The sequence below is a fragment of the Streptomyces sp. NBC_01268 genome (assembly GCF_036240795.1).
Classification (GTDB): Bacteria; Actinomycetota; Actinomycetes; order Streptomycetales; family Streptomycetaceae; genus Streptomyces.
Window position 1 is genome coordinate 154,049 of sequence record NZ_CP108454.1, and the last position, 18,485, is coordinate 172,533.

13 protein-coding genes and 1 pseudogene are annotated in these 18,485 nt (G+C 70.3%); 5 read left to right on the forward strand and 9 right to left on the reverse strand.

All coding sequences use genetic code 11. The annotated features are described in order from the left end of the window. Positions 1-71 precede the first annotated feature (71 nt). The 5 genes from OG309_RS00665 to OG309_RS00685 all read right to left on the reverse strand — a co-directional run bounded on the left by OG309_RS00665 (position 72) and on the right by OG309_RS00685 (position 6,092). Positions 72-1,238, reverse strand: coding sequence for an aldose epimerase family protein (locus tag OG309_RS00665; RefSeq protein WP_329417287.1), 1,167 nt, complete (start codon positions 1,236-1,238; stop codon positions 72-74). Between the two features lie 109 nt (positions 1,239-1,347). Then, entirely contained in the window at positions 1,348-2,814 is a 1,467-nt protein-coding gene (locus tag OG309_RS00670) for a non-reducing end alpha-L-arabinofuranosidase family hydrolase (RefSeq protein WP_329417290.1), read from the reverse strand. Positions 2,815-2,966: 152 nt separating this feature from the next. Beyond that, complete coding sequence (locus tag OG309_RS00675; protein WP_329417292.1) at positions 2,967-3,797, reverse strand: carbohydrate ABC transporter permease; 831 nt, start codon at positions 3,795-3,797, stop codon at positions 2,967-2,969. Beyond that, a complete protein-coding gene (locus OG309_RS00680) occupies positions 3,794-4,690 on the reverse strand; it encodes a carbohydrate ABC transporter permease (RefSeq protein WP_329428065.1) in 897 nt (298 codons plus the stop codon). The genes OG309_RS00675 and OG309_RS00680 overlap by 4 nt, the downstream gene beginning before the upstream one ends. A 109-nt stretch (positions 4,691-4,799) precedes the next feature. Next, positions 4,800-6,092, reverse strand: a complete 1,293-nt coding sequence (locus OG309_RS00685) for an extracellular solute-binding protein (RefSeq protein WP_329417294.1) — start codon at positions 6,090-6,092, stop codon at positions 4,800-4,802. Positions 6,093-6,326: 234 nt separating this feature from the next. Here OG309_RS00685 and OG309_RS00690 point away from each other — a divergent pair, with 234 nt between their 5' ends. The 4 genes from OG309_RS00690 to OG309_RS00705 all read left to right on the forward strand — a co-directional run bounded on the left by OG309_RS00690 (position 6,327) and on the right by OG309_RS00705 (position 12,736). Further along, entirely contained in the window at positions 6,327-7,340 is a 1,014-nt protein-coding gene (locus OG309_RS00690) for a LacI family DNA-binding transcriptional regulator (RefSeq protein WP_329417296.1), read from the forward strand. Between the two features lie 9 nt (positions 7,341-7,349). After that, positions 7,350-9,569, forward strand: coding sequence for a glycoside hydrolase family 3 N-terminal domain-containing protein (locus OG309_RS00695; RefSeq protein WP_329417298.1), 2,220 nt, complete (start codon positions 7,350-7,352; stop codon positions 9,567-9,569). Next, entirely contained in the window at positions 9,566-11,035 is a 1,470-nt protein-coding gene (locus OG309_RS00700) for a glycoside hydrolase family 43 protein (RefSeq protein WP_329417299.1), read from the forward strand. Before OG309_RS00695 ends, OG309_RS00700 begins: the two co-directional genes overlap by 4 nt. Before the next feature lie 267 nt (positions 11,036-11,302). Beyond that, on the forward strand, positions 11,303-12,736 hold the full coding sequence (locus tag OG309_RS00705) for an endo-1,4-beta-xylanase (protein ID WP_443067527.1): 1,434 nt from the start codon (positions 11,303-11,305) through the stop codon (positions 12,734-12,736). Between the two features lie 13 nt (positions 12,737-12,749). Here the strand turns inward: OG309_RS00705 and OG309_RS00710 are convergent, their stop codons facing one another. Both OG309_RS00710 and OG309_RS00715 read right to left on the reverse strand, forming a co-directional pair. Further along, positions 12,750-13,280: a universal stress protein gene (locus OG309_RS00710; RefSeq protein WP_329417303.1), complete on the reverse strand. Its 531-nt coding sequence runs from the start codon at positions 13,278-13,280 to the stop codon at positions 12,750-12,752. Positions 13,281-13,284: 4 nt separating this feature from the next. Further along, on the reverse strand, positions 13,285-14,544 hold the full coding sequence (locus tag OG309_RS00715) for an SLC13 family permease (protein ID WP_329428067.1): 1,260 nt from the start codon (positions 14,542-14,544) through the stop codon (positions 13,285-13,287). A gap of 378 nt (positions 14,545-14,922) precedes the next feature. Here OG309_RS00715 and OG309_RS00720 point away from each other — a divergent pair, with 378 nt between their 5' ends. Continuing rightward, positions 14,923-17,070 (forward strand): glycoside hydrolase family 9 protein, encoded by a 2,148-nt coding sequence (locus tag OG309_RS00720; RefSeq protein WP_329417304.1) that lies wholly within the window; start codon positions 14,923-14,925, stop codon positions 17,068-17,070. 238 nt (positions 17,071-17,308) lie between these two features. Here the strand turns inward: OG309_RS00720 and OG309_RS00725 are convergent, their stop codons facing one another. Then, entirely contained in the window at positions 17,309-18,319 is a 1,011-nt protein-coding gene (locus OG309_RS00725) for an ATP-grasp domain-containing protein (protein WP_443067528.1), read from the reverse strand. Further along, positions 18,214-18,483, reverse strand: a pseudogene (locus OG309_RS38090) (hypothetical protein); the annotation flags it as partial. The pseudogene OG309_RS38090 and the gene OG309_RS00725, both read right to left, overlap by 106 nt. Positions 18,484-18,485 lie beyond the last annotated feature (2 nt).

Sequence of the window (18,485 nt, forward strand, 5' to 3'; positions counted from 1 at the left end):
TCCGCACGGGCCGGTCCGACGACCCGTGCGGGGAAGTGCTGGGGTCAGCCTGGTCTCTTGACCCTCCCGTGTCAGAGGGTGGCGAAGGAGTGGACCGTCGTCGAGCGGTAGGTCCGTCCGGGACGGAGCACGGTCGACGGGAAGGACGGCTGGTGGGGCGAGTCGGGGAAGTGCTGGGTCTCCAGGCAGAAGCCGTCACCCTGGCGGTAGACCTTGCCGGAGGAACCCGCGAGCGTGGCGTCGAGGAAGTTCCCGCTGTACAACTGCACGCCCGGCTCGGTGGTCGCGATCTCCATCACGCGGCCGTGGACGGGTTCAGTGATGGTCACGGCATGCTGCGGAGCATCGGTGAGCCCCTTGTCGAGCACGAAGTTGTGGTCGTATCCGCGGCCGAAGACGACTTGTGGGTGCGCCTCGCGGATGTCCCGGCCGATGGGCTTGCCGTGGCGGAAGTCGAAGGGGGTGTGCGCGACCGCGGCGAGTTCACCGGTCGGGATGAGGGTGGAGTCGACGGGGGTGTAGCGGGACGCGGCGATCCTCAGCGTGTGGTCGAGGATGCTGCCGCCGCCTTCGCCCGCGAGGTTGAAGTACGTGTGGTTGGTGAGGTTCACGATGGTGGGCCGGTCCGTGACGGCCTCGTAGTCGATACGGAAGTCACCGCGGGGCGTGAGGACGTAGTCGACCCGGACGCGCAGGGTGCCGGGGTACCCCATCTCGCCGTCAGCGCTGACATAGCGCAGGGTGAGGCCGGTGTCCCGCCCTCGCGCGTACGGCTCGACGTCCCACACCCGCTTGTCGAAACCCTTGTCCCCGCCGTGCAGGCTGTTCGGGTCGTCGTTGAGGGGGAGGCGGTACGTCCTGCCGTCGAGCGTGAAGGCGCCGCGCGCGATGCGGTTGCCGTAGCGGCCGATGATCGCGCCGAAATACGGGCTGCCCGCCACGTAGTCCTCGAGGTGGTCGAAGCCCAGCGACACGTTCGCGTACCGCCCACGCCGATCAGGTGTTTCGAGGGCCTGGACGATCCCGCCGTACGACAGCACGCGCAGCCGGGTGCCTCCCGCGGCCACGGTCCAACGGTGGACGCGTGTGCCGTCGGGCAGGGTCCCGAAGGGCTCTTTCATCGGCCTTTCACCCCGCGGCTCCGCGCCGTCCGAGGCGAACGCCGGGGCCGTCCCCACGGCCGCTGCCGCCACTCCGGCGGCGCCCGCCGCCATCACCGTACGTCTGTTGATGGTCATGTCGTCGTGGCTCCTTGACAGAGAGGGTTCCGTGCTTCGTCACATGTTCGAGATCGTGGCGTGGCGGATCGGCCGTCGGCGAGCGAGCCGCCACGCCGGTGTCGGGTCGTCACCGCTGCAGCGTCAGCAGGCCCGGCCGGTAGGGCAGGAGGCCGTAGTCGACGCCGTCGGAGCTGGGGCTGCGTCCCTGGTAGAGCAATTGCAGACGGCAGGGATCGACGGTCATGGTCTGATCGGCGCCGGTGCGGATCAGTTCGCCGTGGCTGATGTCGTCGGTCCAGGTGGCGCCGCTGTTGGCCTTGCCGGCGAAGGGGGTGCTCTCCGTCGCGGCCTGGGGTGTCCATGAGCCGTTGAGGCTGGTGGCCGTGAACGAGCGGAAGTACCGGCCCCGCGAACCGATCGCCTCGACGAGCATGAGGTAGCGGTCCTGGCCCTGGAGCTTGTAGACCTGCGGGGCTTCGAACAGGTTGTTCGTCGTGTCACTCATGACCACGGTCGAGGTCGTGCCGAAGCTGCCCGGAAAGTTCCCGATCGGCATACCGGCCCGGTAGATCCTGCCGTTGTCACCGGCGAAGAACAGGTACATGGTGGTCCCGTCAGCGATGAGCGTCTGGTCGATGGGGCCTGTTCCGGAGTCGGCGATGGTTCCGGAGAAGAGCTCCTTCGGGGACGACCACCCCTTCGGGTCGGTGGGGTCGTTCGACGTCCGGTAGGAGAAGGAGGTCCCACCCCACTGGTAGGCGAGCACCCAGATGTTCTTCGGCGCGAAGTAGAAGAGCGTGGGCGCCACGGTGGAACTCGACATGGCGTTCTGGCCGGCCGAGGCCATCTCCGACCAGTTCGTGAACGGGCTGAAGCTCATCGAGCCCCAATTCGTCCCGGTGTCGTGCGTCGTCGCGTAGACGAGCTGCTTGCCGTTGTGCGGGACGACGGTGAAGTCCTTGAGCGAGGCCCACCCCGGCTTGGGCTGTGCCAGCGCGCCCGTCGAGGTCCAGCGATAGGTCGACGGAAGATCGCACACGCCTGGGTTGCCGGCGCCCACCTGGACGAGTTGCCACTGCTGGTTGGCGCCGCCCCAGTCCTCGTACTGGACGATGTTCGCGCCGTCGGCGGTGGAACCGCCCTGCACTTCGAGGGCCTTGTCGCTCTGGCGCGCGATCAACCGCACGTAGCCGCCCGAGCTGTCGGCGAGCCGCCACTGCTGGTTCGCGGCGTTCAGGTCGGTCCACTGGACGATCGGAGCGCCGTTGGCGGTCGATCCGCCCTGGACGTCCAGCACCTTGCCGGAGTGGCGGGACTTGATGCGGTAGTAGCCGCCGCCGGCGTCGACGAACTGCCACTGCTGCTGGTTCTGGTCGTTCCTGGTCCACTGGGTGAGGCGCGCGCCGTCCCCGGTCGCCAGGTTGTAGACGTCCAGGGCCTTACCGCTGTTGCGGTTGACCAGCACGTACCAGGCGTTGGGTTCGACGCTCGCCGCGGCGGCGGGCGGGGCATTGAGGAGAGCGGCCCCGAGTAACAAGGACGACAGGACCGCGAGCACGAGACCCAGGATCAGGGGTGGATGGCGAAAACGCATCAGAACAGCTCCTTCGGGGGACGGAGGTGGGTGGACTCGACGAACCGGGGGCGGCCGCGGCGCAGAAATGTTAGCGCTCACAATCTGGCGAACATCCGTGCGCTCGGACCATTCACGAGGATTCCTCGGGATGGAGGGGGCGCGGGGGCGCGTCAGCCCTTGGTGGCGCCCGCGGTGAGGCCGCCGATCAGCTGACGCTCGGCGACGGCGTAGAAGGCGAGGGCGGGGACCATGGCGAGCACGATGTAGGCGAGGACGAGCGCGTAGTCGGTCGAGTACTGACCCTGGAACTGCTGGACACCGACGGGGATCGTCTGCCATTGCGGGTCGTTGAACACCAAGAGCGGCAGAAGGAAGTTGTTCCAGCTCGCGACGATCGCAAGCACCGAGACCGTGCCGAGCGCCGGCCGCGCCATCGGCAGCAGGATCTTCCAGAAGAAGCGGAGCTTGCCGCAGCCGTCCATGATGGCCGCCTCCTCGACCTCGGCCGGGATGGTCCGGAAGAAGCCGCGCAGAATGATGATCGTCATGGGGAGCCCGAAGGCGGCCTGCGGGAGGATCACTCCGAGCGGGTTGTCGAGCAGGTCGAGCGTGCGCAGCAGCAGGAACAACGGCAGGACGGCCACCGCGAACGGGAACATCAGCCCGATCGTCAACAGCGTGGAGAAGAGCTCCCTGCCCCGGAAGGCGTAGCGGGCGAGCACGTACGCCGCCATGGCGGAGGCCGCGACCGTGCAGAAGGTCGTGCCGATCGCGATGCCCGCGCTGTTGGCGATCTGCCGCCAGAACATCCCGTCGCCGAGGATGCCGGTGTAGTTGCCGGTCTTCCAGTGCGCCGGCAACCCGAACGGATTGCTCGTCAGCTCGCCGGTGCTCTTGAACCCGGAGATCACCGCGTAGACCAGCGGTCCGGCGACGAAGGCGGCGATCAGCCAGACCACGGTGTGTGTCGACAGGCCGCGTACTGCCCTGCGCGCGTTCATCGGCCGCCTCCCGTCGTGACGGCCCCGCTCAGGTCACGGCGGAGTACGTAACGCTGGTAGAAGAGGGAGAAGACCAGGCTGATCATGAACAGCACCACGCTGATCGCGCTGGCGTAGCCGACCTGGTAGCGCTTGAACCCGAACTGGAACATCGAGAGGGCCATCGTCTCGGAGGAGTGGTTGGGGCCGCCGGTGGTCATGACCCAGACGAGGTCGAAGAGCTGGATGGCCCCGATGACCGAGAGGAAGGCGCTGATCCGGATCGTCGGGCCGAGCAGCGGCAGCGTCACGTACCGGAATCGCTGCCAGGCTCCGGCGCCGTCGATGGAGGCGGCATCGAGGATCTCGCGCGGGATGCCCTGCAGCCCGGCGAGGAAGAGCATCATGTGGAAGCCGAAGTACTTCCAGGTCATGACCAGGAACAGGGTCGGCATGACCGTCGAGGGATCGGCGAGCCACCTGCCCCGCAGCCCCTCCAGGCCGAGAGCGCCGACAAGGTGGTCGGCCACGCCGTCCCCGGGGAGGAAGACCATCGTGAAGAGGACCGCCGTGACCACCTCGGACAGGACGTACGGCGCGAAGAACAGCATCCGGTAGACCGCCCGGCCGCGCAGCTTCTGGTTGAGGAGTACGGCGGTGAACAGCGCGAAGGGCAACTGCACCGCGACCGAGAGGACGATCAGGTACAGCCCGCGCCCCATGTCGCCGAGGAAGACCTGATCGGCGAACAGCTTCGTGTAGTTCTCGAGGCCGATGAAGTCGTCCAGGGGGCCGATCCCGCCCCACTTGAAGAAGCTGGTGCGAACGGCGACGACGATCGGGGCGAGGACGAAGACCAGGAAGAGGACCAGAGCCGGGAGGAGGAACCAGGCGACCGACACCCAGCTTCGCAGCCCGCGCGGGAGCGACCGGGCCGTGGCGGGCGGGCGGACCGGTACGGCGTTCTCCGTCCGCTCCTCGGCCGGGCCCTTGACCGGGCCCTTCGTCGGGGTGGCCACGGAGCTAGGCACTCTTCGCAGCCTCGGTGATCGACCGGGTGACCTGCTCGGGCGTCTTCTTGCCCGCGATGAGGTCGGCGACGCTGTCGTTGACCTCCTGGCCGACCGCAGGCGGATAGGCCTGGTCGAGGAAGAGCTGGAAACCCGTCGCCTTGACCAGGTGGTCGGCGACCACCTTCTTGTTGGCGTCGGTGAGCTGTCGCTCCGCACCCTTGACCACCGGCAGGTAGCCGTTGGAGGCCAGCAGCTTGGACTCGTTCTCCAGAACGAAGAACTTCAGGAAGTCCAGCGCTTCCTTCGGAGCGCCCTTGCGCACCGCGAAGCCACCACCGCCGCCGAACACCTCGGTGGCCCGGCCGACACCGCCGTCGACCGTCGGGAAGGGAAAGAAGCCCAGGTCCGCTCCGAGGTCGGCGCCCGCGTCCTTCTGCACCGACGGTCCCCACTGCCCCATCAGCTCCATGGCGGCCTTGCCGTTGCCCATGGTCGCGGCCTGGCCGCCCGGCGTGGCGTAGCCGGCGCCGAGGAAGCCCGCCTGGAACGGCCGGAGGTCGACCAGCTCCTTGAGATGGGTACCGGCCTGGACGAAGCCGGCGCCGTCGAAGTTCTTGCCGGTCGCGGCCTGTTGCAGTGCGGGGAGGCCCGCGACGCGCATCGCGAGGTAGGCCCAGTAGTAGTGGCCCGGCCACTTCTCCTTGCCCGCGAGGGCGATCGGAGTGACGCCCGCCGTCTTGAGCCTCCTGACCACGTCGAGGAACTCGCCCCAGGTGGCCGGCGGCGCGGTGATCCCGGCCCTGGCGAAGAGCTTCTTGTTGTACCAGAATCCGACCATGCCGATGTCGTAGGGCACCCCGTAGGTACGCCCCTCGATCTGATAGGCCTGCAGCGACACCGGAGTGAGGTCGGACGACCAGCCGAACGCGTCGGTGAGGTCCTCGACAAGGCCCGCGTCGACCTGCTGCTGCAGCACGCCCCCGCCCCAGGTCTGGAAGACGTCGGGGAGCTTGCCTGACGAGCTGGTGGCGGTCAGCTTGGACTTGAACGCCTCGTTCTCCAACGAGGTCGTGCGGATCCCGATGTCCGGGTGAGCGGCCGTGAACGCCGAGGCTATCTGCGGGAAGAGGGACTTGCCCGGTTCCGTCGTGGCGATGTTCCACCACTCGAAGGACACCTTGCCGTCGGCCGCCGGCTCGCCGCCGGAGCCGCCACCGCCGCAGGCCGCGGCCAGCGGGACGGACAGAGCGGTCAGGGCCGAGAAGGCCAGGAACTTTCGTCGGCTCGGGGGAACGCCGGCCATGAGACCTCCGGGGTGAGGGATGCCATTGCGAGCTCGAAAACCTTTCGTAACTTTCTCGAATTCCGCGCTGCCACAAACTAGGAAGGCAGGGCTCCTCGGTCAAGACCTGCCACCGAACTTCCCCCAGAGGTCTGCCAGTTACGGGGTTGACAAGCAGGTCACACGGCCGGAAACTCTTGCGAAAAGTTTGCGGTACTTGTCGCCGGACGAAGACGTCCGCGCAGAGGAGATGAGTTGAGCGAGCCGCGTCCGACCCTGGCCGTCATCGCCGAGGCGGCAGGGGTCTCCCTGGCCACCGTGTCCAAGGTGGTCAACGGTCGCCCCGACGTCGCACCCGCGACGCGCGAACGGATCGAGACCCTGCTGCGATCCCATCGCTACCTCCAACCCGGCCGGGAACGCAGGGCCCGCAGGTCGGGCCTGGTCGACCTGATCATCGGCGGTCTGGACAGCGCGTGGGCGGTGGAGATACTGCGTGGCGTCGAGGCCGAGTGCGCCCAGCGGAGCGTCGGCACCGTCGTGTCGCTCGTCCCTCCGGGCGAAGCCACGCCGTCGAGCTGGGCCGCACTGCCGGTCCTGCACCACAGTGACGGCGTCATCCTCGTCACCGCCTCGGTCACCCAGGCCCAGCGCGCCCAGGTCGAACAGGCCGGGGTGGCGCTGGTCGTCATCGACCCGATCGACCTGCCGGACCAGGGCGTGCCGAGCATCGGAGCGACCAACTGGGCGGGCGGCCTCGCCGCCACCGAGCACCTGTTGGAGCTGGGGCACCGCCGGATCGCCACGATCGGCGGGCGCAAGGAGATGCTCTGCAGCCAGGCCCGCATCGACGGGTACCGGGCAGCCCTGGAGCGGGCCGGGATCGAGGTCGACCGCGATCTGATCCGGTTCGGCGATTTCCAGCACGAGAGCGGCTTCCGGTGCGCGCAGGAACTGCTCGCCCTCCCCGAGCCGCCGACGGCCGTCTTCGCCGGTAGCGATCAGCAGGCGATGGGCGTCTACGAAGCCGCCCGGCAGCGCGGACTGAGCATCCCGAATGACCTCAGCGTGGTCGGCTTCGACGACCTGCCGATGGGCGAATGGCTGTCACCTCCCCTGACGACGGTACGTCAGCCGCTGGAGGAGATGGGCCGCCTCGCCGCCCGCGCACTGTTCCAGCTTCTGGAAGACCAACCCCTGGTCAGCCCCCGGATGGAGCTCTCGACCGAACTCAAGGTCCGGCTCTCCACAGCCCCGCCTCGCCTCTAGGAGAACCCCTTGACCGAGCCCTGGCGTGACCCCCACCTACCCGCGTCCGAGCGCGTCACCGATCTGCTCGGACGCATGACGCTGGAGGAGAAGGCGGGACAACTCGCGGGCTTCTGGGCGTTGCCCTCGGATCCGGGCGCACCCGTCGCGCCGATGGAGGACGATTCCGGCGAGCCCGCGCCCGGCCTCGACGACATCGTCGCCCACGGGCTCGGCCAGCTCACGCGGGTGTACGGCACCGCCCCGATCAGCGCGGAAGCCGGGATGGCGCGGCTCGGTTCGCTCCAGCGGCAGGTGACCGCATCCGGCCGCTTCGGGATCCCCGCGGTCGCTCACGAGGAGTGCCTGACCGGGTTCATGACGTTCGGCGCGACGGTCTTCCCCGGGCCGCTCGCCTGGGGTGCGTCCTTCGACCCCGGGCTCGTGCGCCGGATGGCCGCCGCCATCGGCACGGCGATGCGGCGGGTCGGCGTCCACCAGGGGCTGGCTCCGGTCCTCGACGTGGTCCGCGACTACCGGTGGGGCAGGACCGAGGAGTGCATCGGCGAGGATCCCTACCTCGTCGGAGCGATCGGCACAGCGTACGTGCAGGGCTTGGAAGGCGCCGGGATCGTCGCGACGCTCAAACACTTCGCCGGGTACTCGGCCTCGCGCGGCGGCCGCAACATGGCCCCCGTCGCCTCGGGGCCGCGCGAGTTCGCCGACGTGCTGGTCGAGCCCTTCGTACGGGCCTTGCGCGAGGGGGGAGCCCGATCGGTGATGAACAGCTACACCGACGTGGACGGCGTCCCGGTCGCCGCCGACAGAAGACTGCTGACCGAACTCCTCAGGGGCGAACTCGGTTTCAGCGGCGTGGTCGTCGCCGACTACTACGCCGTCTCCTTCCTGGAGACCCGTCACGGCGTCACCGGATCGCGGGGCGCGGCCGGCGCGCTGGCGCTGACCGCCGGGATCGACGTCGAGCTGCCCACGGCCCGCTGCTACGGCAAGCCGCTGACCGAACTCGTGCGGGCGGGAACCGTACGCGAGGAGCTCGTCGACCGGGCCGCGGAGCGGGTCCTGCTGCAGAAGGCCGAACTCGGCCTCCTCGACCCCGCCTGGGAACCCGTCAAGCCCGAGCCGGTCGATCTCGACCCGCCGGAGAACCGCGCCTTGGCCAGGCTCCTGGCCGAACGGTCCACCGTGCTCCTCTCGAACGACGGCATCCTGCCGCTGCGGCCGTGCCGGGTCGCGATCAGCGGCCCGTACGCCGACGACCCGCAGTCCTTCCTCGGCTGCTACTCCTTCCCCAACCACGTCGCGCTGCCCGGTGACCTCGGGCTTGAGATCCCGACGCTCGGCGAGGCGCTCACCGCTGCCGGGTTCACTGTCACCACGGACGATCCCGACGTGCACGTGCTGATGCTCGGAGACCGGGCCGGCATGTTCGGCCGGGGCACCTCCGGAGAGGGCTGCGACGCCGAGACCCTCGACCTGCCCGGCGACCAGGCCGCACTCGCCTCCGCAGTTCTGGACTCCGGAGTGCCGACCGTCCTGGTCCTCGTCTCCGGACGCCCGTACGCGCTCGGCTCACTGGCCGAACGCGCGGCGGCCGTGGTGCAGGCGTTCTTCCCCGGCGAGGAGGGAGGGACGGCGCTCGCCAGGATCATCAGCGGGGCCGCCGAACCGTCCGGGCGGCTGCCCGTCTCCATCCCTCGGCAGGCCGGCGGCCAGCCCGGCACCTACCTGCACTCCAGGCTGGGCGGGCACACCGACTGGAGCTCGGTGGACCCGACCCCGCTGTTCCCCTTCGGACACGGGCTGAGTTGGACCAGCTTCACCTACTCGGGGCTCTCGGTGGATCCCGTCGCCGCGACGGACGGAGCCGTCTCCGTGGCGGTCACCGTGCGCAACGTCGGCGAGGTGCCCGGGACCGAGGTGGTCCAGCTGTACCTGTCGGACCCCGAGGCGTCCGTCGTCCGGCCGCACCGGTGGCTCGCCGGCTTCGGAAGGGTCGAGCTGCGACCGGGCGCGGCCGCCAGGATCACCTTCTCCGTCCATGCCGACCGGACCTCCTTCACCGGGATCGACCTGCGGAGAAGAGTGGAGCCCGGGGAGATCGGCGTGGCCGTCGGACGGTCCAGCGGCGACCTTCCGCTCCAGGGCTCCTTCACTCTGCACGGCCCCGTGCGTCACCCGGCGGCCGAGCGTGTGCTGTCCGTGCCGGTCGAGATCGTGGAGGTTCCATGACGACGCCGTTCGGTGATCCCGTGCTGCCCGGGTTCCGGCCCGACCCGTCCGTCTGCCGAGTGGGAGCGGACTACTACCTGGTGACGTCCAGCTTCGAATGGTTCCCGGGCCTTCCCGTGTTCCACAGCCGCGATCTGGTGAACTGGCGCCGCATGGGCTCCGCGCTCGACCGGGCGTCCCAGCTCGACCTCGACGGGTGCGAACCCTCACGGGGCCTGTTCGCACCGACGATCCGGCACCACGACGGGGTCTTCCATCTCGTATGCACGCTGATGGACGGCCCCGGCCATTTCGTCGTCACGGCGACCGACCCGGCGGGGCCGTGGTCGGACCCTCACTGGTTGGAGGGCGAGGGCTTCGACCCGTCGCTCTTCTTCGATGACGGGCCGGACGACGGCGTCGACGGCGACGGCGACGGCGACGGCCGCGCCTGGTTCACCGCTGCCCGCGTGGTGGACCAGGCCGCCGGTCGCACAGAGATATGGATGCGCGCATACCTCCCCCGTGAGCGTCGGCTCACGGGACCCGAGTACGTCCTGTGGCAGGGAAGCCACGAAGGCGCCCGCTGGTCGGAAGCCCCACACCTCTACAAGGTCGGCGGCCGCTATCTTCTCCTCACCGCCGAGGGCGGCACCGATGTGGACCACAGCGTGGTGGCCGCCCGCGCGGACCGCGTGACCGGCCCCTACGAGGGCGCCCCCGGCAACCCGGTGCTACCACCTGCCGAGGGCCCGGTCACCTGCATCGGACACGCCGACCTCGTCCAAACCCCGCACGGCGACTGGCGGGCCGTCCTGCTGGGCGTGCGCCCGGGCTCCGCCCTCGGCCGCGAGACGTTCCTCAGCCGGATCACCTGGGACGCCGGCTGGCCGGTCTTCTCCCCCGTGGTCCACACCGGCCTTCGCCGCCCCCTCCACGACGACTTCGCCACCCTGTCCGCCGACTGGGGCACCCTGCGCACCCCACGCGAGCGGTTCTGGACGACCGGCGACGGGCTCCGTCTCCGGCTGTCCCCCGAACGCCTCGGCGATCACACCACCGCATCCCTCCTGGCCCGTCCCCAGGAACAGCCCGACTGCGACGTCTCCACCGAACTGCACTTCGCGCCCTCCTCACCGGACGAAGAGGCAGGCCTCGCCGTAGTCGTCGATGACGACGCCCACCTCCTCCTCCTTCGCACCGCGGAAGGGCTCAGCCTCCGCCGCGGGACCGAGGTCCTGGCCGGCGCTCCCCTTCCCCCGGGTCCCGTTCGCCTGGGGGTCCGCATCCGCGGCTTCAGCCACACCTTCGCTCACGCGGCACCCGACGGCGCCTGGAAGGACCTCGCCACCGTCGAAGCCACCTTCCTCGCGCCGCTGTTCACCAGCGTCCAGCTCGGCCTGTACGCCACCTCCAACGGCCGCCCCTCCACCCATCAGGCCCACTTCACGTGGTTCGACATCACGTACCCGGCCGCCACGGGCTGAGCCGAATTCCCGCCCGCCCGAGCTCTTCCCCTATTCGAATGCCGCGCGATTTCACCTGAGCCACGAAATGCTTTCGACGGGGATTATCGAAACCCCTTCGAAACCGTTGACATGTTCCTGCCGCATTTCCACACTGAGTTCCGAGGCCCTGGCGGCAATCGCCCTTTGCCTGTGGACGCGACACGCCGCCGCTGCGGTTTCCTTCCGCCGCGCGCCAATTCTTCCGTGATCTTCCACGATTTCAGCCCGGGAGGCCCAGCCATGCGCTTGGACACCATTCCCCCGACCGCCCTCCGCCGGAAGACCGGCGGCCTCCGTACGGCCCTGATCGGCGGCGTCCTCGTTCCGGCCGCCGTGCTGGTGGCGCCGGTGACCGCACACGCCGCCGAGAGCACGCTCGGCGCCGCGGCCGCCCAGAGTGGCCGCTACTTCGGAACCGCCATCGCCTCGGGCCGGCTCAACGACTCGGCGTACACGACGATCGCGGGCCGCGAGTTCGACTCGGTGACGCCCGAGAACGAGATGAAGATCGACGCCACCGAACCCCAGCAGGGCCGGTTCGACTTCACCGCCGGCGACCGCGTCTACAACTGGGCGGCGCAGAACGGCAAGCAGGTCCGCGGCCACACCCTGGCGTGGCACTCCCAGCAGCCGAGCTGGATGCAGAGCCTCAGCGGCAGCGCGCTGCGCCAGGCGATGACCAACCACATCAACGGCGTGATGGCCCACTACAAGGGCAAGATCACCCAGTGGGACGTGGTGAACGAGGCCTTCGCCGACGGCAGCTCGGGAGCCCGGCGCGACTCCAACCTGCAGCGCACGGGCAACGACTGGATCGAGGTCGCCTTCCGTACCGCGCGCGCAGCCGACCCGGCCGCCAAGCTCTGCTACAACGACTACAACGTCGAGAACTGGACCTGGGCCAAGACCCAGGCCGTGTACGCCATGGTGCGGGACTTCAAGCAGCGTGGCGTACCGATCGACTGCGTCGGCTTCCAGTCGCACTTCAACAGCGACAGCCCGTACACCAGCAACTTCCGCACCACCCTGCAGAGCTTCGCCGCCCTCGGCGTCGATGTGGCCGTCACCGAACTCGACATCCAGGGCGCCTCGGCCACGACCTACGCCAACGTCACCAACGACTGTCTGGCCGTCCCGCGCTGCCTCGGTGTCACCGTCTGGGGCGTGCGCGACACCGACTCCTGGCGAGCGGAGCAGACGCCGCTGCTGTTCAACGGCGACGGCAGCAAGAAGCCCGCGTACACCTCCGTCCTCAACGCACTCAACGCCGCCTCCCCCACCCCTCCGACCCCCTCGCCCGGTTCCGGGCCGATCAAGGGCGTCGCTTCGGGCCGCTGCCTGGACGTTCCCGGCGGCGGCACCACCGACGGCACCCAGCTCGACCTGTGGGACTGCAACGACCGCACCAACCAGCAGTGGACCTACACCGCCGCGGGCGAGCTCAGGGTCTACGGCGACAAGTGCCTGGACGCCGCCGGCACCGGCAACGGCGCCAAGGTCCAGATCTACAGCTGCTGGGGCGGTGACAACCAGAAGTGGCGCCTGAACTCCGACGGCACCGTCGTCGGCGTCCAGTCCGGCCTCTGCCTCGACGCCGCCGCCGGCGGCACCGCCAACGGCACTCTGATCCAGCTCTACTCCTGCTGGAACGGAGGCAACCAGCGCTGGACCCGCACCTGACACCCTGCGGAGCTCAATGAGCACCGCCGGTGTGACGCGGAGGAGGGGACGGCATGGTGGGGAGCCCCGGCGGCGGCTCGGGCCACACGAGCAGCACCGGACAAGGGGCGTGGTCGACGACGAAGCGTGCGGCGGGGCCGAGGCTGTGCGGTCCGAGGTGGGTGCGGTCGCCGTCCCGGGCCAGGATCAGCAGGTCACTCCCTTCGGCCGCGGCGACGACCTCGCGCTCGACGCGGCCGGTGCGTTCCGTACGGACGCAGGGGCGGTCCAGGCGGTCGGCGGCGTCCTGGAGCAACTGCCGCGCGGAGGTGGCGGCGAGGTGTTCCAGGCGCGTGCCGGGGTCCCTCCCCCAGCCTTCGGCAGGGCGATCCTCCGCAGGGTGGCCGCGGCCGAGGAGTCCGGCGAAGGCGCCGTGCGCGGCGCCCGGGACGTCGGCGGGGGTGACGTGCAGGAGGACGACGTCGGCGTCCGCCGGGGTGTGCGCGCGGGCGGCGTCCACGCAGGCGCGCCACGTGCCTTCGACGATCCAGACGACCACGGCCATGGGTTCAGCCTCCTCCGATGACGGTCAGCGAGAGCCACAGTGCCAGTACGGCGGCGACCAGGCTCGCGGGTACCGCGTACACGCCGAGCCGGGTGAACTCCTTCAGTTCCACCTCGCCGTCGTGGGCGTGGACGATACGCCGCCACAGCAAGGTGGCCAGCGAGCCGGCGTAGGTGAGGTTGGGGCCGATGTTCACCCCGAGCAGGACGGCGAGGACGGCGCCGGGCCCCGACGGCGCGGTCAGCGGCAGGAGTACCAGGACCGCGGGCAGGTTGTTGATGACGTTCGCGAGGACGGCCGCCAGTCCGGCCAGGGCGAGGAGCTCCGGCAGGCCGGTGCCGTCGGGGATCAGGTGCCCCAGGGCGTCGTCGAGACCGTTGTCCACCACGGCCAGGACCACGATCCCGAGGGCCAGGACGAAGGCGAGGAACGGCACGGAGGCGGCGCGGACCAGCGCACGGGGACTGGTGCGGCGGCGGACGAGGGCCCGTACGGCGAGGGCGAGCGCCCCTGCCAGGGCGGCCCACGCCGGATCGACGCCGACCACCGAGGTCAGCACGAACCCTGCGAGCGTGCACCCCACCGTCACCATGGCGAACAGCGGCAGCGGCGGCGGTTCGACGGCCGTGGGGGCCTGCGCTCCCGCGTCCAGGTCGGTGGCGAAGAAGCGCCGGAAGACCAGGTACTCGACAGCGATCGCGGCTGCCCAGGGCAAGGCCATCAGGGCGGCGAACCGGGTGAAGCTGAGCCCGCTGGCGGCGAAGGCCAGGAGGTTGGTGAGGTTGGAGACGGGCAGCAGCAGGGAGGCCGTGTTCGACAGGTGCGTGCAGGCGTACACATGGGGCTTCGGACGGGCGCCGATACGGGCCGCGGTGGCGAAGACCACGGGGGTCAGGAGCACGACCGTGGCGTCCAGGCTGAGCACGGCGGTGATCACCGAGGCCGCCAGGAACACCTGGGCGAGCAGCCGACGCGGCCGGCCCGCCGCCGTACGCGCCATCCACGCCCCGCAGGCCTGGAACAGCCCCTCGTCGTCGCAGAGCTGAGCCAGCACCAGTACGGCCGCCAGGAAGCCGATCACCGGCCCGAGCCGTTCCGCCTCGGCCAGGGCGTCGTCGAGGGAGACGGCCCCGGTGACGATCACCAGGACCGCCGCCGGGACGGCCACGACCGCCTCCGGCCATCCGAAGGGGCGGATCACCGCACAGGCCAGCACGAGGACAAGCAGGGCCGCGGACAGGGCCTCCGCGAGCTGGGGGTTCAGAATCGGGTCCTTCCGTCGCGGCGGGCGACCGCCTGCACCTTCGCGCCGAACGCTACCCGTACGAGCGTCGCGTCCTGGGGACCGGCCAGGCGGTCGACTTCGCGCCACCGGTCGATCCCGTTGACGGTGGGGGCGCGCCTCACTAACCTGCGCTCAGATCTCCGCCTCCCTCGACCGGTGTTCGATCCTTCACCGTTTGGGAGCGCTCCCACCCCAGGGAGGCCAAGAGACAACCCTGGACAGCCCCCTCGTGCAGATGAGCCCTCCGCCAGGGTCCTGGTCCGCCGGAGGCGCCCGTCTCCGCCACCCCGGCGGAGGGGCCTGCTCACGCAGACCCGCACACCTGCTGTTCTCCCCGACGACACACAGGAGCCGCACATGCCACCCTCTCGCTCGTTACGTCTCTCCACCGCCCTGCTGACGGGCGCCCTGCTCCTGGGCGGTCTCGCGTCCGCACCCGCCGCCGCGGACGTCCCCGCCGCCACGGCGGCGACCACGGCCGTGCGCGTCAACCAGGTCGGCTACCTGCCCGACGGGCCCAAGCGCGCCACGGTGGTCACCACGGCGACGCAGGCGCTCTCCTGGCAGCTGCGGAACGCGTCCGACACGTTGGTCGCCTCCGGTTCGACCGTCCCGCGCGGCGCGGACACCCCCTCCGGGCAGACCGTCCAGGTGGCCGACTTCTCCTCGTACCGGAGCACGGGCTCGGGATACGTCCTGTCCGTGGACGGCAACAGCAGCGCCCCCTTCGACATCCGCGCGGACCTCTACGACACCTTGCGCTCCGACTCGATGGCGTTCTTCCACCACCAGCGCAGCGGCATCGCGATCGACGCCTCCCTGGTGGGGTCCGCCTACGCACGCCCGGCCGGACACCTCGGCGTCACGCCCAACCAGGGCGACACGTCCGTACCGTGCCAGGCCACCGTGTGCGACTACACGCAGGACGTCAGGGGCGGCTGGTACGACGCGGGCGACCACGGCAAGTACGTCGTCAACGGAGGCATATCCACCTGGCTGGTCGTCAACTCCTTCGAGCGGGCCAAGCGGGCCGGCAGGGATGCCGCGCTGGGCGACTCGACCCTGCGCGTCCCCGAACGTGGCAACGCCGTACCCGACGTCCTCGACGAGGCACGGTGGGAGCTCGACTTCCTGATGCGCATGCAGGTGCCCGAAGGAAGGCCGTACGCGGGCATGGCCTTCCACAAGGTCCACGACGCGGCCTGGACCGGCATGCCGCTGCGTCCCGACCAGGACGCACAGCCCCGCGAGCTGCACCGGCCGTCCACGGCGGCGACCCTCAACCTCGCGGCGGCCGCCGCACAATGCGCCCGGGTCTTCCGCCCGTACGACTCCACGTACGCCGACCGGTGCCTGTCGGCCGCCCGCCGGGCCTGGACCGCGGCGCAGGCCAACCCCGCCCTGTACGCGTCGGCTTCGGACAGCACCGGCGGCGGAGCCTACGAGGACTCGCGGGTCACCGACGAGTTCTACTGGGCAGCCGCCGAGCTGTACGCGACGACCGGCGAGAGCGCCTACCGGGACGCGGTGACCTCCTCGTCCTGGCACACCTCCGCCGACGCGTTCAGCCCGTACGGCTTCGGCTGGGCGGACACGGCGGCGCTCGGCCGGCTCGTCCTGGCCACCGTCCCCAACGGCCTGCCCGCGTCCGACCTGGCCCGGATCAGGTCGTCGGTGGCCGCGGCCGCCGACGGCTATCTGTCCAGGATGGCCGCGCAGGGCTACGCCGTGCCCGTCCCGGCGGACGGATACTTCTGGGGCTCGAACGGCGAGGTCGCCAACGACGCGATCGTCATGGCCGTCGCCGGTGAGCTGACGGGCGACGGGCGCTACCGCGCCGGCGCACTGGAGACCATGGACTACCTGCTCGGCCGCAACGCCCTCGGCATGTCGTACGTGACCGGCCACGGCGAGAGGTCCTCGCAGAACCAGCACCACCGCTTCTGGGCCCACCAGTTGGACGCGTCCCTGCCCCACCCGCCGGCCGGGTCGCTCGCGGGCGGTCCCGACAGCGCGCTCCAGGACCCGGTCGCGCAGGAGAAACTGACCGGCTGCGCGCCCGCCGCCTGCTACGTCGACGACATCGGTTCGTACTCGACCAACGAGGTGGCGGTCAACTGGAACGCGCCGCTGGCCTGGCTCGCCGCCTACGCCGCCGAGCGGACCTCCACCGGCGGCGAACCGCCCACCGCCGCCTGCGTGGTGACGTACACGGTGAACAACGTCTGGAACACCGGCTTCACCGCGACCGTCACCGTCAAGAACTCCGGCCCGACGGCCGTGGACGGCTGGGTGTTGGCCTGGGTCTACCCCGGCGGCCAGCGCGTCACGAGCGCCTGGAACGCCACCGTCACCCAGCTCGGCACCACCGTCAGCGCCCGCGACGCCGGCTGGAATCGGACGATCGCCCCCGGTGGGACCGCGAACTTCGGAGTACAGGGCACCCACACAGGATCGAATCCCTCCCCCACGGCCTTCACGCTCAACGGGAGCGCCTGCGCCTGAACCACGGCCGGCCGGGACCGTGCGGAAGCGTCCGCCCGGTCCTGGCCGGCGCCGCACCCGGCCGGAGCCGCCCCCGTCATCGCGGTCGACCCGCTGGCCGAGGCCACGGACGCCGTCTCTCGACTGGAGAGATGATCGGAGACCCGATCCGCCTCGTGCTCTCCCCCTGAGCAGGAGGGGCGGTGGCCGGCTGACCACGCACGGCGCGGACGATGCGGCCCCTGCCCCCACCGTCGTTTCAGGTGTCCGTGGAGGTCCAGCCGTAGACGAAGCGCAGCATGCCGGTTGCGGTGCGGGCGTGGTGGAGTGCTTCCCGAGGTGAGTCGCCGACGGCGAGGACCCGGCCGGAGCGGTCGAAGTTGTGCCGGACGGTGGGCTGGGGACTGCCCGGTTCCCTCAGGAGCGTGACGGCGCGGACATGCGGGAGGTCGCGGACCTCGTCGATGCCCTGGACTTCCAACAGGGTGCGCGTCGGGGGGCCGGAGGGTGCCGCGTACCAGGCGGCTGCGCTGCGTTCGTGGACGATCTCCTCGGGCAGCAGCGGGCCGATGTCCTCGCCGATGCTCTGCCGTGCGACCAGGTCGTACATGTCCACCCCGGTGGAGAGGTGGACGAGGTCCATGATCGCGTCGCCGCCGATCCGGTTGTGCATCTCGATGATCCGCGGGCCGTGCTCGGTGAGCATGACCTCGGTGTGCGAGGGGCAGTCGTGGAAGCCGAACGCGTCGAGGACACGGGTGACGTACGCCGTCACGGCGGCGTGCTCGTCGGTGGTGAGGGGGGCGGGGATCACGTGGCCCCGCGAGACGAAGGTCATCGGGTCGGTGAACTTGCGGGTGACCGCGATGATGCGATGGCGGCCGCCCGTGGACAGCGCCTCGACGCTGAACTCGTCGCCGTCGAGGAACTCCTCGACCACCACACCCCTTTCGACGTGGTGGGGGCCGACCCGGCGCAGTGCCGCCTCGATGTCCTGCGCGGTGTCGATGCGGGACACCCCGAGGCTCCCTTCGGGACGGCCCGGCGGCCCCGTGCGAAGACGAAGCTGCAGCTGGGGATGGCGTGTTCGTCGAGGATCCGCCGCATCCGTGCCTTGTCCAGGACCCGGTGGAACAGTTCGGCGTCGACCGTGGTGGGGATGCCCAGCCGCTCGCTGACGGCCCGCACGAGGGGATAGGTGTGCTCGTTGTAGGCGGCCACGACGTCGAAGGGGTACCGGCGGTGCAGGACCTCGGCCGTCTCGGCCCACAGGTCCGTGTCGGCCTCGTCGTCGAGGATCACCACATGGGAGTACGGGCCGACGGCGTCCTCGCGCCGGGCCCGGCCCCGGGGAACGAAGAGCACCATCTCGTGCCCCTGGTCGCGAAGTCGGTCGTGGCACACCCGGTTGGTGCCGGTGACGAGAACGCGCATGG